The organism is Cedecea sp. FDAARGOS_727, assembly GCF_012273235.1.
GTDB lineage: Bacteria > Pseudomonadota > Gammaproteobacteria > Enterobacterales > Enterobacteriaceae > Cedecea > Cedecea davisae.
The window spans coordinates 3,197,811-3,213,438 of record NZ_CP050966.1 but is presented as its reverse complement, the minus strand read 5'-3'; the positions used below and the strand labels follow the sequence as shown (position 1 = coordinate 3,213,438).

The following is a 15,628-nucleotide window of genomic DNA, read 5'->3' as shown; positions in this document are numbered from 1 at the left end:
AGCGCCTCCTTAAACCGCGGCCAGCGGCTGCTGCGGTGCTTTAATCCAGCTTTCCAGCCGGGCAACCGTGCGCTGCATTAGCTGATGGAAATCGTCTGAGCGGGAAAGCCCGGCAAACAGCGTCTCGTCGTTGACGAAGGCTTCCAGCGGCGAGGAGGAAGCAAACAGCGCGCGAACGGCCTCTTCCCGCATTACGCCGTCCTGATAGGGATAAGGAAGGCTTCCCTGCGCCCAGCGTTGCAGGAACAAGAAGAACAGCGCGGGCAGCACGGCGGTGGCCGCAGGCTGCTGGCCCCGCTGATAACACTCAACCAGCGTCGGGGTGATAAAACCGGGGATTTTAGACAGCCCGTCAGCGGCAACGCGCTGGTTGGTATCCTTGATATACGGATTGCTAAAGCGGGCCAGCACCACGTCGCGATATTGTTCGAGATCCAGCGGGCATGGCGACAGCGAAGGGATCACGTCTTCGGTGACATAATCCCAGGCCATCTGCTTAATCGGCTGCTGGACGGTGCTTTCATCAATGTAGTTCAGGCCGGTAAGCGTTCCCGCCCAGGCGATGCAGCTGTGGCTGGCGTTGAGAATGCGGATTTTTGCCTCTTCGTACGGCAGCACCGAATCCACCATTTCGACGCCAACCTTTTCCAGCGCCGGGCGGCCATGAATAAAATCATCCTCAATAACCCACTGGATAAAAGACTCTCCCATCACCGGCACTTTATCGTCAAAACCGGTGGCGGCCTTCACGCGCGGCGCGATGTCGGCAGTCGGGCGCGGGGTAATGCGGTCCACCATGGTATTTGGCGACACGGTATGGGTGCTAACCCAATCAAAGAGCGCATGGTCGCCCTTCGCCTTCAGAAACGACAGGAAGCCGTGGCGGAAGCGCTCACCATTGTGCCGAAGGTTATCGCAATTCAGCAGGGTAACCGGCTCGCCGCCTTCGCTCATACGCCGGTGAAGGATACGGCTTAGCGCGCCGTACAGCGTGGAAATCCCGCCCGCCAGGTCACCCTTAACATCCGATTGGTTAACGTCCAGTTCATGCTGCGGGGTCAGGTAATAACCGGCCTCGGTAACGGTAAATGCAATCACGCGGGTTGATGCCCTGGCACCCTCTTCAACCAGGGCAGAGATCTCTTTATCCCACGGCAGGACTTTGCGGATAGAGGAAATTTTTTCGTAAGCCCGCACGCCTTCCGGAGTCACCGTTTCCAGTACATATTCGCCGCCCTGCGCCGCAAGCTGTGCCAGCAGCTCGTTGGCATCGTTGCGAATATTGCCGAGCGAAATACTCCAGCTTTCGTCGCCCTGCTTCAGCAGCTCGTTGAGATACCACGCCTGATGCGCACGATGGAAAGAACCTGCGCCAATATGCATCCATACCGATTTCGTCGTCATCTTCCACCTCATAATTAAACATTTGTCATTATCAAGGGCATTTGCTCGTTTGTTATAGTCTAGTTGCGTCGAGGCCGAGCTTTCTGAGATCAAACTCACAGCTGCAACATTTGCCCATAAAAATGACTTTTGCCCAATGACCAATGCAGGACCCTGAGGGTAGAATGCGTTCCAGAGATTAACGAGGTGCCGGAATGAGCAGAGAAGAGAAAAAACAAGAGCAGGCCGCGCGCGTCGCCTGGATGTATTACGTGGCGGGGATGACACAGCAGGATATTGCCCGCGAACTGGGGATTTCGCGCCAGGTCGCACAGCGTCTGGTGTCTTCAGCGCGCGAGCAGGGAATGGTGACGGTCAAGATTGCCCACCCGGTTGCCCGCTGCCTGAAGCTGGCGCAGCAGGTGCGGGAGCGCTTTGGGCTTGAGATTTGCCGCATCGTCCCCTCGGAGGGGCTGGACAATGAAGCCATCCAGCAGATGCTGGCGGTAGAGGGTGCGGAGGTGATGTCGCAGTTTATCGCCGAAGAGCAGCCGCAGGTATTCGGCATTGGCTCCGGCAAAACGCTACGCTCGATTATCGACGTTCTGCCCTGGGTTGAACGTCCTCAGCACCACTGCGTATCGATGATTGGCGCGATAGCCCGCGACGATTCGGGAACGCGCTACGACATGCCGCTGAAAATGGCGGAGAAAATGCAGGGGAAATATTTCTTCATTCCCGCTCCTCTGTATGCAGACGATGAAGAAGACCGCGAAATGTGGTGCCGTCACCGCGTTTACCAGCGCGTAGCCGACCGGGCGCTGGGGGCTAACGTGGCGTTTCTGGGTATTGGCGAAGTCGATATTGGCTGCCCTCTAAACGCCGAAGGTTTTATTACCGACGAGCAGGTCAGGATGCTGCATGCCCGGGGCGTGGCGGGCGAAATGCTCGGCCACTTCTTCGACCACAAGGGCGAGCGTGTTTACAGCGAACTGGACGGGCTGTTGACCAGCGTGCCGCTGCAAAGCGATAACCCGCGCAAGATAATCGCCTTTTCCGGCGGAGAAAAGAAATTTGGCGCGATTAAAGCCGCGCTCACCGGCCGCTGGGTTTCTGGCCTGGTGACGGATGAGAGTACGGCGGTACGGCTTCTGGGAGAAGAGTAAAGTCTCTATTTACCCTCACCCCGGCCCTCTCCCGGAGGGAGAGGGGGAAACACGAGCAAATCATGAGTTCCCTCTCCCGGGGGAGAAGGAGGAAACACGAGCAAATCATGAGTTCCCTCTCCTTTGGGAGAGGGTTAGGGTGAGGGGCTATTTCAACGAACCAGAAAGGAACTGCTGAAGGCGAGCGCTTTTCGGACTAGCGAACAGCTCCCCCGGCGGCCCTTCTTCCTCAATGCGCCCCTGATGCAGGAAAATAACGTGGCTGGAAACGTGGCGGGCAAAGTCCATCTCATGGGTTACAACGACCATGGTTTTACCCTCTTCGGCCAGCTTCTGCATGATGCGTAACACTTCGCCCACCAGCTCCGGGTCCAGCGCAGAGGTAGGCTCGTCAAACAGCAGCACTTCCGGCTCCATCGCCAGCGCTCGGGCAATAGAAACACGCTGCTGCTGGCCGCCGGACAGATGCACCGGGTATTTAATATGCTGACGTTCGTCGATGCCGACTTTTGCCAGATATTTAATCGCCCGCTCTTTCGCCTCCTGCTTGCTGAGGCCCAGCACCTGAATCGGCGCTTCCATCACGTTTTCCAGCACCGTCATGTGGCTCCACAGGTTGAAGTGCTGGAACACCATCGTCAGCCGGGTGCGCAGCAGGCGCAGCTGGTTTTTATCGGCCACCTTGAGCTGGCCGTCTTTATCCCGCACCAGATTGATATTCTGGTTGCTGACCACAATCGTGCCTTCGCTCGGTTTTTCAAGAAAGTTAATACAGCGCAAGAAGGTACTTTTACCCGAGCCGGAAGAGCCGATGATGCTGATAACATCTCCGGCGTTGGCCTTGAGTGACACCCCTTTCAGCACTTCATGTTCGCCGTAGCGTTTGTGCAGATCCGTTACGTTTAATTTAATTTCAGCCATCAGAAGTCACTCAGTGCGAAGCGGGTTTAACATGCTGTAGCCAGCGTTTTTCCGCCTTGCGGAACAGGCTAATCAGCACATAGGAAATAATCAGATACAGCACCGCGGCAATGCCAAACGCGGTGAACGGCTGATAAGTAGCGGAGTTGATATCCCGGGCAATCTTCAGCAGGTCCGGCACCGTGGCGGTAAACGCCAGAGCCGTAGAGTGCAGCATCAGAATAACTTCGTTGCTGTACGCGGGCAGCGCAATACGCAGCGCGGAAGGCAGGATAATACAGCGGTACATTTTCACGCGCGAGAAGCCATAGGCGCGCGCCGCTTCAATATCACCATGCGGAACCGAACGAATCGCCCCGGCAAAAATTTCCGTAGTGTAGGCGCAGGTATTCAGCGTAAGCGCCAGCACGGTGCAGTTGAGGCCGCTGCGGAAGAACGCGTTCAGCAGTTCGGTGCCTTTAACGACTTCCAGGGTGTACATGCCGGAGTAAAACACCAGCAGCTGCACGTAGAGCGGCGTGCCGCGAAAAATATAGGTAAACAGCCAGATAGGAAACGCGACAAATTTGTTGCTGGATACGCGCCCGATGGCGAGGAACAGCGCCAGAATACCGCCCATCACCACAGAGATGATCAGCAGCCACAGGGTAATTGCCACGCCGGTAAAACGGTAGCCATCGGTCCACAGCAGCGACTGCCAGTAATCATGGATGATATCAATCATAGCTCCGCCCTCTTCACGCCAACGGAATAGCGGCGTTCAAGCCAGAGCAGTACCCCGTTTGAAACCGTAGTAAACACCAGGTAGATAATCCCGGCCACGATGGCGAAGTAGAACGGCTGCCAGGTACTTTTCCCCGCCAGCTGGGTAGCCTTCACCACGTCTTCAAGGCCGAGCAGCGAAACCAGCGCGGTCGCCTTGAGGATAACCTGCCAGTTATTGCCGATCCCCGGTAGCGCATAACGCATCATGGCCGGGAATAAAATGCGGCGGAAGGTTTGAGAGCCGGTAAAACCAAATGCGGTAGCGGCTTCAATATGCCCTTTAGGAACGGCAAGAAACGCGCCGCGGAAGGTTTCGGTAAAATATGCGCCGTAGATAAAACCGAGGGTAATAATACCGGCGATCATCGGATCGATGTCGAACTGGGCCACCCCGAGAGCGTCGGTAATGCTGTTGAGCACCATTTGCAGCCCGTAGAAAATCAGCAGCATCAGCACCAGGTCCGGCACCCCGCGAATAAGCGTGGTATAGCCTTCGAACAGCATCGCCAGCGGGCGGTTTTTGGAGAGTTTTGCCCCTGCTCCGGCAAGCCCGATAAGCACCGAAAGCACAACCGAGGCGAGCGCCAGCTCAAGCGTGACCAACGCCCCTTTAAAAATTACTTCAGAAAAGCCATACAACATGGTGCGTATCCTGTCGTCAGTGTTTGCTGCTTACTGGCCCCGTCTGACGCGGGGCCTTTATCACCGGTAACGGTTAATCACCATACACATTAAAGTCGAAGTATTTCTTCGCTAACTTGTCGTACGTGCCGTCTTCACGCATCTGGGCGAAGGCTTTATTCATCGCCACGCGCAGTTCGTTATCTTCTTTGCGCAGCCCCATGCCGGTGCCAACGCCAAACAGCTTGTCGTCTTTAATCGACGGGCCGCCAAACTGGTAGTCTTTGCCAACCGGCTGCTTCAGGAAGCCTTCGCTGGCGGCAACTTCATCCTGGAATGCGGCGTCGATACGCCCGGCAGCCAGGTCAGCATAAATAGAGTCCTGCCCCTGGTAAGAGACAATCTCGATGCCTTTAGGCGCCCAGTGTTCGTTGCCGTAGGTTTCCTGAGTGGTGCCCTGCAGCACGCCAACGCGTTTACCTTTAAGCGACTCCAGGGTTGGCTGAATCGGCGAGCCTTTGGCAACAACCAGGCGCGAGTCGGCGGCGTACAGCTTGTCGGTGAAGGCGATTTCCTGCTGGCGCTTTTCGGTAATCGACAGGGAAGACATGATGGCGTCGATCTTCTTCGCTTTCAGCGACGGGATCAGCGCATCTAATGGGTTTTCAACAAAGGTACATTGGGTCTCAAGGCGCTTGCAAAGCTCTTTGGCCAGGTCAATATCAAAACCGATCAGCTGCCCCTGGGCATTTTTAGACTCAAACGGCGCATAGGTAGGATCGGTGCCAATCCTCAGATTTTTTGGAATAGCGGCGAACGCTGCGGTTGCGCTGGAAAACGCCAGCACCAGAGAAAGAGACAAAACCAGCTTTTTCATAATTATCCTCAATAGACTGTCCGTTACTTAAGGCTCACACCCACTACGTTGACAAGGAAAACTCACGCATAGCGCTGCGAAGACAACGTTTTCGCACCATAAAGGTGCGGTCGGAACGGGACCGCACCCTGCATAGTTATCCTGCCCGGTTAAGAATATATTCAAAACCGGGCTACAGACTAAGGGATAAACTTATTCGCCGTAAACATTAAAGTCGAAGTACTTTTTCGCCAGTTTGTCGTAAGTCCCGTCTTTACGCATTTCGCCCAGCGCTTTGTCAAACGCGGCCTTCAGCTCGGTGTCATCTTTACGCAGGCCGATGCCCGTTCCGTCGCCAAAGTATTTCTTATCTTTCACCGAAGGGCCGGCAAACGCGAACTCCTTCCCGGCAGGCTGTTTCAGGAAGCCTTCGCTGGCGGCGACCTCATCCTGGAATGCAGCGTCCAGGCGGCCTGCAGCCAGGTCGGAGTAGATCAGATCCTGGTTGGCATAAGCCACCACATCCACCCCTTTTGGACGCCATTCGGCGTTGCCATAGGTTTCCTGGATTGAACCCTGCAGCACGCCAACGTGCTTGCCTTTGAGCGAATCGATAGTCGGAACAATCGGGGAGCCTTTGCCGGCAATCAGGCGAGAGTCAGCGGCGTACAGTTTGTCGGAGAACAGAATCTCCTGCTGGCGCTTTTCGGTAATCGACAGCGAAGAGATGATGGCGTCAATTTTCTTGGCCTTCAGCGACGGGATAAGCGAGTCGAAGTCGCTACCTACCCAGGTGCATTTGGTCTGAATGCGCTTGCAAAGCTCGTTGCCGAGATCGATATCAAACCCGACGAAGTCCCCTTTCGCGTCCTTCGAAGAGAACGGGGCGTAGGTCGCATCGGTACCGATACGGACGTTTTGCGGAATCGCTGCAAAAACGCTGGCTGCGCTGGACAGACCGAGCAGTAAAGAAAGAGCAAGAACCGACTTCTTCATACGATACCCTCAAGTTTGGCTTTCTTATTTGTGATGTCTTGTTGTGTGGTAATGCGTTGGCAAACTGAGAGTTGCAGTTCTCATGCCACTTTTCCCTGCGTGGAAAAAAGCGGCTGCGTTATGTTAACAAAACGTTGCAACTCTGCTGCTAGCTTGAAAGATAGCAGGTCTGAGGAGCCGGAATAGAGGGGAAAGGGTATTTAGCGGATTAAATCTTCTAAAAGCGATCGGCGTTACAGAATTGCCCCAGAATGAGGCAATCATTTTGTGATGCACTGCCGCAGTGCAGGCTATGCACCGTTCCAGCGGCTAAACAGGTCTTCCGGCAGCTCAAGGTCGAACTGATCCAGCACCCGGTTCACCGTCTGGTCGACGATGTCCTGTATCGTCTGCGGGCGGTGATAAAACGCCGGAACCGGAGGCATAATCACCGCGCCAAGCTCGGCGGCCTGGGCCATCAGGCGCAGGTGGCCAAGGTGCAGCGGCGTTTCGCGAATGCAAAGCACCAGCGGGCGGCGCTCTTTTAACACTACGTCCGCCGCGCGGGTCAGCAGCCCGTCGGTATAGCTGTGTACAATGCCGGAAAGCGTTTTGATTGAGCAAGGCAGTACCGCCATCCCCATGGTCTTAAACGAGCCGGAGGAGATGCTGGCGGCAATATCGCGGGCGTCGTGGACCACATCCGCCAGCGCCTGAACGTCACGCAGGGAATAGTCCGTTTCCAGCGCCAGCGTCTGGCGTGCGGCATTGCTCATCACCAGGTGGCTTTCTACTTCCGGCAGCTGTTGCAGAATTTGCAGCAGACGCACGCCGTAAACGGCTCCGCTGGCCCCGGAAATACCGACAATTAGTCGTTTCATTGAATTTGCCCGTCAAGAATATCTGGGCTGACTTTGCCGTAAGATGAGGTGCGATGCAAGGGATGGCCCTCACCCGGTAAGGGCGAGGGCGTAAGGCAGGAGGAAAATCAGCCTTCGTTGTGCATCTCTAGGTTTTCCACTTCGTTTTGACGAGCCAGCGCTTTGGAGTCGTCGTTACGCAGAGATTCGAGATACTCGAGGTATTTATGATCCACGTCTTTGGTGACGTAAATACCGTTAAACACCGAGCATTCAAACTGGGCGATGTCCGGGTTTTCAACACGAACGGCTTCAATCAGATCGTCGAGATCCTGGAAAATCAGGCCGTCAGCGCCGATTATCTGGCGGATCTCATCCACTTCGCGGCCGTGAGCAATCAGCTCGTTGGCGCTCGGCATATCGATGCCGTAAACGTTCGGGAAACGAATTTCAGGTGCGGCGGAAGCGAGGTAAACCTTTTTGGCTCCGGCTTCGCGCGCCATCTCAATAATCTGCTCGGAAGTGGTGCCGCGCACGATGGAGTCATCCACCAGCAGCACGTTCTTGTCGCGGAACTCGGCGCGGTTGGCATTCAGTTTACGGCGCACGGACTTACGGCGCAACTGCTGGCCCGGCATGATAAAGGTACGGCCAACGTAGCGGTTTTTCACAAACCCCTGGCGGTACGGCTTATCAAGAATACGAGCGATTTCCAGCGCGATATCGCAGGAAGTTTCCGGGATCGGGATAACCACGTCGATATCCAGGTCTTCCCACTCGCGGGCAATTTTTTCGCCAAGCTTTTTGCCCATCTCAACGCGAGCGCTGTAGACGGAAATCTTGTCGATAAACGAGTCCGGGCGCGCAAAGTAAACGTATTCGAACAGGCATGGGTTGCTGACCGGGTTATCCGCGCACTGGCGGGTGAACAGCTGGCCTTTTTCGGTAATGTACACCGCTTCGCCCGGCGCGATGTCGCGCAGGAACTCAAAGCCGAGGGTGTCCAGCGCCACGCTTTCGGAAGCCACCATGTATTCGGTGCGTCCGTCGCCCAAATCACGCTTGCCGATAACCAGCGGGCGAATGCCGTTAGGATCACGGAAGGCAACCATGCCGTGGCCAATAATCATCGCCACGCAGGCGTAAGCGCCGCGGATCTGGCGGTTAGTGGCGGCGATGGCGGCAAAAATGTTGTCTGCTTCCAGCGGGTAGTGGCGGAAGTTATCCAGCTCGCTGGCAAAGATATTGAGCAGGATTTCAGAGTCTGAGGTGGTGTTGATGTGGCGGCGTTTTTCTTCGAACAGCTTCTTACGCAGTTCGTGGGCATTGGTCAGGTTACCATTATGCGCCAGCGTAATGCCGTAAGGAGAGTTAACGTAGAAAGGCTGAGCTTCAGAAGCGCTGGAACTGCCGGCGGTTGGGTAACGAACGTGCCCAATCCCCATATTGCCCTGCAGGCGCTGCATGTGGCGGGCTTCAAACACATCGCTCACCAGGCCATTCGCTTTACGCAGACGGAAGCAATTTAAAGCGTCGATGGTGACGATGCCTGCGGCATCCTGGCCACGGTGCTGAAGCACCGTTAACGCATCATAAATCGACTGGTTGACCGGCATAAAACCGGCGATTCCGACAATACCGCACATGTTGTCTTTTCCTCATTAAGCCACAACCCCGCTACGATTAACGGGGCAAGAAACTTGACGAGCTTTGCAGATAGTCAAAGAACCATCTGATGATGAAACTGAATTGCGGGATAAGCTGCGACTTATGCCAGTCATCGCTTTTTGAAAAACCGGTAAAGGTATCCAGGAAGAACAGAATGGCGGAGACTATCAGTACGCCACGAAGTGCGCCAAAGCAGATCCCCAACACCCTGTCTGTACCCGACAGGCCGGTTTTTTGTACCAGCGCGCTAATCACATAATTGACTATTGCACCGACGATAAGCGTCGCGATAAACAGCACCGCGATAGCTATCCCATTGCGTACCAGTTCGTCTTCAAAGCCAGTGAACCAGACTGACAGATAAGTGTAGTAATGACTGGCGACAAAGAATGCACATCCCCAGGTCACAAGCGATAAAGCTTCCTTCACAAACCCACGAATTACGCTTACCAGACAAGAAAAACCGATAACCGCAATGATGGCGTAATCTATCCAGACCATGAAAAAATCTCGTGATAAATCGCCCTGACGTCCAGTTCGGGGCGCATTCTAACAGAAAAAGAAAACGTTTGCGTAGGGATTTCCTTCCCCCGCGTAAATAAATAATGGCGCTGAAAAAAGCATCAACGCCATTAAAATTTGCCCTTTTTTCCCCTCACCCTAACCCTCTCCCCATAGGGGAGAGGGGATAGTATGGTGGCGACCTTCCCCTTCCCATAAAGGAGCGGGGGTCTCTATAGCCTTTTCCCCTCTCCCTTCCAGGGAGAGGGTCGGGGTGAGGGTCACACATCGCTACCGTGGCGAGTAATTCATCACCACGCCGTTCAAACCAGAGAGCGAATTAAGCTCGCCAAGCGACGATTTAAGCTTGTCTTTAGAAGCATCCGGGCCCACCAGAATGCGGGTAATTTTCCCCTGCACCGGCGTCCCTGGCGACGTGTAAACCTTGAACCCGGCACCGCGCAGCTTACCAACAATTTCATTAACTTTGTCGGCATTTTTCAGCGCGCCAAGCTGCACAACATACGCCTGACCGGTCGGGGCTTTCTCGGCCGGTTTTTCTGCTTTTGGAGGCTGCTCGGCGGTCATCGCCAGGCGTTGTTCCGTCTGGTCTGTGGTAGCAGGCTTAGTCTGAGGTTTTTCAACCGGCTTTGGTTTTGGTTTTTCCTGCACCGGCTTAGGCTGCTCGCGGGTAACAGGCACTTCATCTATACCGGCAGAACCGTCATTGGGGATAGTGCCGTTATTCAGCCCCGGCGGCGCGGCGGTTCCCGCCCTCACCTCTTCAGCAGCCCCCTCAGGCGGCTGAGAAGGCAGCGCCTGGCTGGCACCCGGCAGCATATCCGGCTCGTCGCTGTCCCCTGGTTTTGGCACCAGAGGAATGGCCGCAAACTCGTCCTGATAGTGTTTTTTCTGCCCGTCCAGCAGCCCCGGCAGCACAATCACGCCCAGCGCCACCAGAATAATGGTTCCGACTAATCGGTTTTGAAACTTACTCGCCACCTGCTCTCCCCGCGTCCAGTACTTCCATTACATGGGCCACCGTGTGGAACGAACCACACACCAGCACGGTATCTTCTGCCGTAGCTTCCGCCATCGCCGCGTGCCAGGCATCCGCAACGCTTGCAAAGGTTTTGCCGTGGCCGAGGTGCTCAATAAGCTGCCCGGCGCTTGCGCCGCGAGGCCCCTCCAGCGGAGCACAATACCAGCTATCCACCTGAGGCGACAAACAGGCGAGCGTTCCGGCGATATCTTTATCATGCAGCATGCCAATCACCGCCAGCACTCGCCCCTGTTTCGGCAAGGCCGCCAGACGCCCGGCAAGGTAAGCCGCCGCATGCGGATTGTGTGCCACATCGAGAATCACACGCGGTGCCTGCGAGACTATCTGGAACCGGCCCGGCAGCGTGGCGTGCTCAATGCCGTAGCGAATAGCTTTTTCGCTCACGTTTAGCTTGCTTGCCCGCAGCGCGGCCAGCGCGGTCGCCGCATTAGGCTGCGGCACCAGCGGCAGCGGTAAATGAGTTAACTCGCCCTGAGCATCACGGAACGACCAGCCGTTTGCGTTAACTTCATAATCCCAGTCTACGCCACGGCGCAGCAATACCGCGCCTTTCTCTTGCGCCACATCGGCAATAGTGTGCGGCATATCAGGCTCGCCAACCACCGCCGGGTTTCCGGTGCGGAAGACGCCGGCTTTTTCACGGCCAATGCTTTCGCGATCCGGGCCCAGCCAGTCGGTGTGATCCAGCGCGATGCTGGTCACCACGGCAACGTCAGAATCAACAATATTAGTCGCATCGAGGCGGCCGCCAAGGCCAACTTCGAGAATAACCACGTCCACCGCCTGCTGCTTAAACAATAGCAATGCGGACAGCGTTCCGTATTCGAAATAGGTTAAGGAAATATCACCGCGCGCGGCCTCAATTTCCGCAAAGGAGGCGGTATGCAGCGCTTCCGGCAGCTCTTCGCCCTGAATGCGAACGCGTTCTGTATAACGCACCAGGTGAGGAGAACTATAAACGCCAACCCGGTAGCCATCGGCCATCAGCGTAGTTTCAAGGGTGCGGCAAGTCGTTCCCTTGCCGTTGGTCCCGGCTACCGTAAAGACCGTCGGCGCGGGTTTGAGCACGTCCAGCGTAGCAGCAACTTTGCTGATGCGCTCAAGGCCCATATCGATAGTGGTGGAGTGAAGGTTTTCAAGATAGCAAAGCCACGTTGCCAGGGGCGACGTGGCTTGAGGAATAAGGTCTTTTTCCATGATGCCCACTTAACATGCACATAAAGAAAAGGGCAGAGCCTGCTGGCCTGCCCTTAGTTGCGAATCAGGCCTCTTGACCCTGTTCCGGAGCTGGCGGAACCACAATTGGCTCGCCCGGTGCTTCCGGATTTGGTGCCGGTTGATTCATAAACTTAGCCAGCACGCTTGCCAGCTTCAGGCGCAGTTCCGGGCGACGAACGATCATGTCGATCGCCCCTTTCTCGATCAGGAACTCGCTGCGCTGGAAGCCCGGCGGCAGTTTTTCACGAACGGTCTGCTCGATAACACGCGGGCCGGCAAAGCCGATCAGCGCCTTCGGCTCGGCGATGTTCAGGTCGCCCAGCATCGCAAAGCTCGCGGAAACCCCGCCCATAGTTGGGTCGGTCAGCACGGAAATGTACGGCAGACCGCGTTCCTGCATCTTAGCCAGCGCTGCGCTGGTTTTCGCCATCTGCATCAGCGACATCAGCGCTTCCTGCATACGCGCGCCGCCGGAGGCGGAGAAGCAAATCATCGGGCAGTTGTCTTCCAGCGCCTGTTCAACGGCACGCACGAAGCGAGCGCCAACCACGGAACCCATAGAGCCGCCCATAAAGGCGAACTCGAAGGCCGCAGCCACAACAGGCTGGCCGTGCAGCGTACCTTTCATTACCACCAGAGCGTCTTTCTCACCGGTCTCTTTCTGCGCGGAGGCCAGACGATCTTTGTATTTTTTGGAGTCACGGAACTTCAGCACATCTTTTGGCTCAAGCTCACTACCCAGTTCCACCATGGAGCCTTCGTCTAACAGGCTGTGCAGGCGATCGCGCGCTGCCATACGCATGTGGTGGTCGCACTTAGGGCAAACGCCAAGGTTGCGTTCCAGCTCGGCGCGGTACAGGACCTGGCCGCAGCTATCGCACTTGGTCCACACCCCTTCAGGGATGCTCGCCTTGCGGGTGGGAGTAATATTGCTCTTATTGAGAATTCGTTCAATCCAGCTCATTGATGACCTTTCTGCTTGAACCTGGTCGATGCCAGTTTTTCTGCGGCAGATATTCCTGCCCCAGACCATAAATGGTGCTCATTAAAACACAACGGCCCGCGACTTTGGATAAAAAAGTGGTCGAACCGCTGCCGCGTATTATTTCGACTGCCGCGCCGCAGCGCGTTTGTGGCGGATGACTTCCACCACGCCGGGCAGAATCGACACCAGGATAATTGCCACAATCAGCAGCTTCAGGTTTTCCTGTACTACCGGCAGATTACCAAACAGGTAGCCCGCATAGGTAAACAGCAACACCCACAGCAGCGCGCCGACAACGTTATAAATCGCAAAATGGCGATAGGACATACGCCCCATCCCTGCGACAAACGGTGCGAAGGTTCGCACAATCGGCACGAAGCGCGCGAGGATAATCGTTTTTCCGCCGTGACGCTCGTAAAAAGCGTGAGTTTTATCAAGATAACTGCGGCGGAAGATCTTCGAATTCGGGTTGCTGAACAACTTATCGCCAAATAGCCGCCCGATAGTGTAGTTCACCGCGTCGCCGATGATGGCGGCAATCACCATCAAAATGACCATGTAATGCACGTTCAGGTCGTTGGTTTCCAGCGAGGCCAGCGCTCCGGCCACAAACAGCAGCGAATCACCCGGCAGGAACGGCGTGACCACCAGGCCAGTTTCGCAGAACAAGATCAGGAATAAAATGGCATAAACCCAGACGCCATAATCCCGCACCAGCTCGGCCAGATGCACGTCGATGTGCAAAATGAAGTCAATGATAAAGCGGATGAAATCCATCAAAGTATCCTTTTAAGCAACAATCAGTCGGCCAAGAACAGCGGCCCCATAGGGAGACGCGGCAGAGCAAAACGGTCGGGATAATCCACCGACACCAGATAGAGGCCTTCCGCTTTCGCGGTGGCGGCGGCCTTAGTACGGTCCTTCATTGCCAGCAGGTCGGCCATCCAGGTTTCATCCTGATTACCGCAGCCCACTTCCATCAGGCTGCCGACGATATTGCGCACCATATGATGCACAAAAGCGTTGGCCTTGATATCCACCACGATATAGGCGCCAAAGCGGCTCACCGTAATGTGCATCATATTGCGCCACGGAGTACGCGACTGGCACTGGACCGCGCGGAACGAGGTGAAATCGTTTTCCCCGAGCAGGCTCTGCGCAGCGCGGTGCATACGGTCGGCATCCAGCGGCAGGTGGAAATGGGTCACCCCCTGCTGCAATACCGCCGGGCGCAGCCGGTGATTATAAATCACGTAGCGATAACGGCGAGCCGTGGCGCTAAAACGGGCGTGAAAATCTTCCGGCACATCTTTAACCCAGCGCACCGCAATGTCACCAGGCAAATTCGCATTTACCCCCAGCGTCCAGGCGGCATCTTTGCGCGTGGCGCGGGTCTCAAAATGCACCACCTGCCCGGTAGCGTGAACGCCTGCGTCGGTGCGGCCTGCGCAAAAAACGCCGATCGGCTCGTTTGCGACCTGAGAAAGCGCTTTTTCCAGCTTTTCCTGCACGCTGCGGACTTCGTTCTGGCGCTGCCAGCCGTAATATTTACTGCCGTCGTACTCAATGCCGAGCGCGATTTTGTGGAGCGGATTTTCGCCAAGCACTTCGGACATTAGTACATATACTCCTGCACCAGCTTCTCTGCGGTTTTCACCGCCATCAGCGCGCCGCCAAAGCGGACGTTGTCGGCAACCGACCAGAACTGAATTTGCTCCGGCATGCCGTAATCGTTATGCACGCAGCCGATAGAAAGATGGCCGCTGCCGGAGGCATCCGCCACCTGAGTCGGGAAATCGCCTTCTTCAGACAGTTCGATGTCTTCAGCCTGAGAAAACGCATCGCGCGCTTCTTCGGCAGCCAGCGGGCGCAAGGCTTCAAAACTCACCATCTGCGCGTGGCCGTAAAACACCGGCGACTGCACGATGCTGGCGGAAATCATCAGGCCGTCATCCTGCAAAATCTTACGCGCTTCATTGACCAGGCGGCGTTCTTCGCGCACGCTGCCTTCGGCATCCGGCACCAGCGGCAGCATGTTAAACGCAAGCTGGCGGCCAAACAGGTCTTCTTCATCAATCGGGATCCCGTTAAGCAGGCGAGCGCTCTGCCCGGCCAGCGCGTCCACGGCGACCTTGCCGCGAGCGGAAGCGGACAGCAGGTTGGTCACCTGAATACGTGATAAACCGCCCTGCTCAATCAGCGGTTTTAACGCGCTGAGCAACTGGCTGGTCAGGCTGTCGGCAACGGCAACCAGGTTGCGGTTGCGGTAATCGCTCAGCACATAAGGGTTAACGTCCGGCACCACCAGCGGCACGTCCGGCTCCATGGCAAACAGGCCGCTGGAATCAATAACCAGGCAGCCCGCGTTGGTTGCTTCTTCTACATAGCGAGCGCTCGCCTCAACGCCGGCCACGAAGAACGCAAGCTGCACCTGAGTCCAGTCGAACTCGGCCGCGTCCTGCACCATGACGGTTTTCCCCTCATAACGCAGATTCTCACCGGCGCTCTCGCTACGCGCCAGGGCATGTAATTCACCAACCGGGAACTGACGTTCAGCAAGCAGTTCAAGCAAAGCTGAGCCTACGGCACCGGTGGCGCCCAGGATGGCAATATTCCAGCCTTCGGACATGTTGGTTTACTCCAGAA

General features: G+C 56.0%; 16 protein-coding genes. 1 reads left to right on the top strand and 15 read right to left on the bottom strand.

Features of this window, described 5'->3' with window-relative positions; genetic code table 11:
• Positions 1 to 9: 9 nt before the first annotated feature.
• Positions 10 to 1,404: a D-arabinitol 4-dehydrogenase gene (gene dalD, locus FOC35_RS15255; protein WP_172569364.1), complete on the bottom strand. Its 1,395-nt coding sequence runs from the start codon at positions 1,402 to 1,404 to the stop codon at positions 10 to 12.
• Between the two features lie 194 nt (positions 1,405 to 1,598).
• Here dalD and FOC35_RS15250 point away from each other — a divergent pair, with 194 nt between their 5' ends.
• Positions 1,599 to 2,549 (top strand): sugar-binding transcriptional regulator, encoded by a 951-nt coding sequence (locus tag FOC35_RS15250; RefSeq protein ID WP_172569363.1) that lies wholly within the window; start codon positions 1,599 to 1,601, stop codon positions 2,547 to 2,549.
• Between the two features lie 147 nt (positions 2,550 to 2,696).
• Here the strand turns inward: FOC35_RS15250 and hisP are convergent, their stop codons facing one another.
• From hisP to FOC35_RS15180, 14 genes are all read right to left on the bottom strand, one after another.
• Complete coding sequence (hisP, locus tag FOC35_RS15245) at positions 2,697 to 3,470, bottom strand: histidine ABC transporter ATP-binding protein HisP (protein ID WP_172569362.1); 774 nt, start codon at positions 3,468 to 3,470, stop codon at positions 2,697 to 2,699.
• A gap of 10 nt (positions 3,471 to 3,480) precedes the next feature.
• The gene (locus FOC35_RS15240; RefSeq protein WP_172569361.1) at positions 3,481 to 4,194 is read right to left on the bottom strand and encodes an ABC transporter permease; all 714 of its coding nucleotides are present in this window, start codon (positions 4,192 to 4,194) and stop codon (positions 3,481 to 3,483) included.
• Positions 4,191 to 4,877: a histidine ABC transporter permease HisQ gene (locus FOC35_RS15235; protein ID WP_016537476.1), complete on the bottom strand. Its 687-nt coding sequence runs from the start codon at positions 4,875 to 4,877 to the stop codon at positions 4,191 to 4,193. The genes FOC35_RS15240 and FOC35_RS15235 overlap by 4 nt, the downstream gene beginning before the upstream one ends.
• A gap of 73 nt (positions 4,878 to 4,950) precedes the next feature.
• Positions 4,951 to 5,733, bottom strand: a complete 783-nt coding sequence (gene hisJ, locus FOC35_RS15230) for a histidine ABC transporter substrate-binding protein HisJ (RefSeq protein ID WP_172569360.1) — start codon at positions 5,731 to 5,733, stop codon at positions 4,951 to 4,953.
• 192 nt (positions 5,734 to 5,925) lie between these two features.
• On the bottom strand, positions 5,926 to 6,708 hold the full coding sequence (argT, locus tag FOC35_RS15225; RefSeq protein WP_016537478.1) for a lysine/arginine/ornithine ABC transporter substrate-binding protein ArgT: 783 nt from the start codon (positions 6,706 to 6,708) through the stop codon (positions 5,926 to 5,928).
• Between the two features lie 290 nt (positions 6,709 to 6,998).
• The gene (locus tag FOC35_RS15220) at positions 6,999 to 7,568 is read right to left on the bottom strand and encodes a UbiX family flavin prenyltransferase (protein WP_172569359.1); all 570 of its coding nucleotides are present in this window, start codon (positions 7,566 to 7,568) and stop codon (positions 6,999 to 7,001) included.
• Positions 7,569 to 7,675: 107 nt separating this feature from the next.
• The gene (gene purF / locus FOC35_RS15215) at positions 7,676 to 9,193 is read right to left on the bottom strand and encodes an amidophosphoribosyltransferase (protein ID WP_016537480.1); all 1,518 of its coding nucleotides are present in this window, start codon (positions 9,191 to 9,193) and stop codon (positions 7,676 to 7,678) included.
• 37 nt (positions 9,194 to 9,230) lie between these two features.
• Positions 9,231 to 9,716, bottom strand: coding sequence for a colicin V production protein (cvpA, locus tag FOC35_RS15210; RefSeq protein WP_016537481.1), 486 nt, complete (start codon positions 9,714 to 9,716; stop codon positions 9,231 to 9,233).
• Between the two features lie 291 nt (positions 9,717 to 10,007).
• Entirely contained in the window at positions 10,008 to 10,718 is a 711-nt protein-coding gene (gene dedD / locus FOC35_RS15205; RefSeq protein ID WP_172569358.1) for a cell division protein DedD, read from the bottom strand.
• Positions 10,708 to 11,976, bottom strand: a complete 1,269-nt coding sequence (folC, locus tag FOC35_RS15200) for a bifunctional tetrahydrofolate synthase/dihydrofolate synthase (protein WP_172569357.1) — start codon at positions 11,974 to 11,976, stop codon at positions 10,708 to 10,710. Before folC ends, dedD begins: the two co-directional genes overlap by 11 nt.
• Before the next feature lie 64 nt (positions 11,977 to 12,040).
• A complete protein-coding gene (gene accD / locus FOC35_RS15195) occupies positions 12,041 to 12,961 on the bottom strand; it encodes an acetyl-CoA carboxylase, carboxyltransferase subunit beta (RefSeq protein ID WP_039898511.1) in 921 nt (306 codons plus the stop codon).
• Positions 12,962 to 13,099: 138 nt separating this feature from the next.
• Positions 13,100 to 13,759 (bottom strand): DedA family protein, encoded by a 660-nt coding sequence (locus FOC35_RS15190; protein ID WP_016537485.1) that lies wholly within the window; start codon positions 13,757 to 13,759, stop codon positions 13,100 to 13,102.
• A gap of 23 nt (positions 13,760 to 13,782) precedes the next feature.
• The gene (gene truA / locus FOC35_RS15185) at positions 13,783 to 14,598 is read right to left on the bottom strand and encodes a tRNA pseudouridine(38-40) synthase TruA (RefSeq protein WP_016537486.1); all 816 of its coding nucleotides are present in this window, start codon (positions 14,596 to 14,598) and stop codon (positions 13,783 to 13,785) included.
• Positions 14,598 to 15,611 carry an aspartate-semialdehyde dehydrogenase gene (locus FOC35_RS15180; protein ID WP_016537487.1) on the bottom strand — a complete coding sequence of 338 codons (1,014 nt, stop codon included), beginning with the start codon at positions 15,609 to 15,611 and terminating at the stop codon, positions 14,598 to 14,600. Before FOC35_RS15180 ends, truA begins: the two co-directional genes overlap by 1 nt.
• Positions 15,612 to 15,628 lie beyond the last annotated feature (17 nt).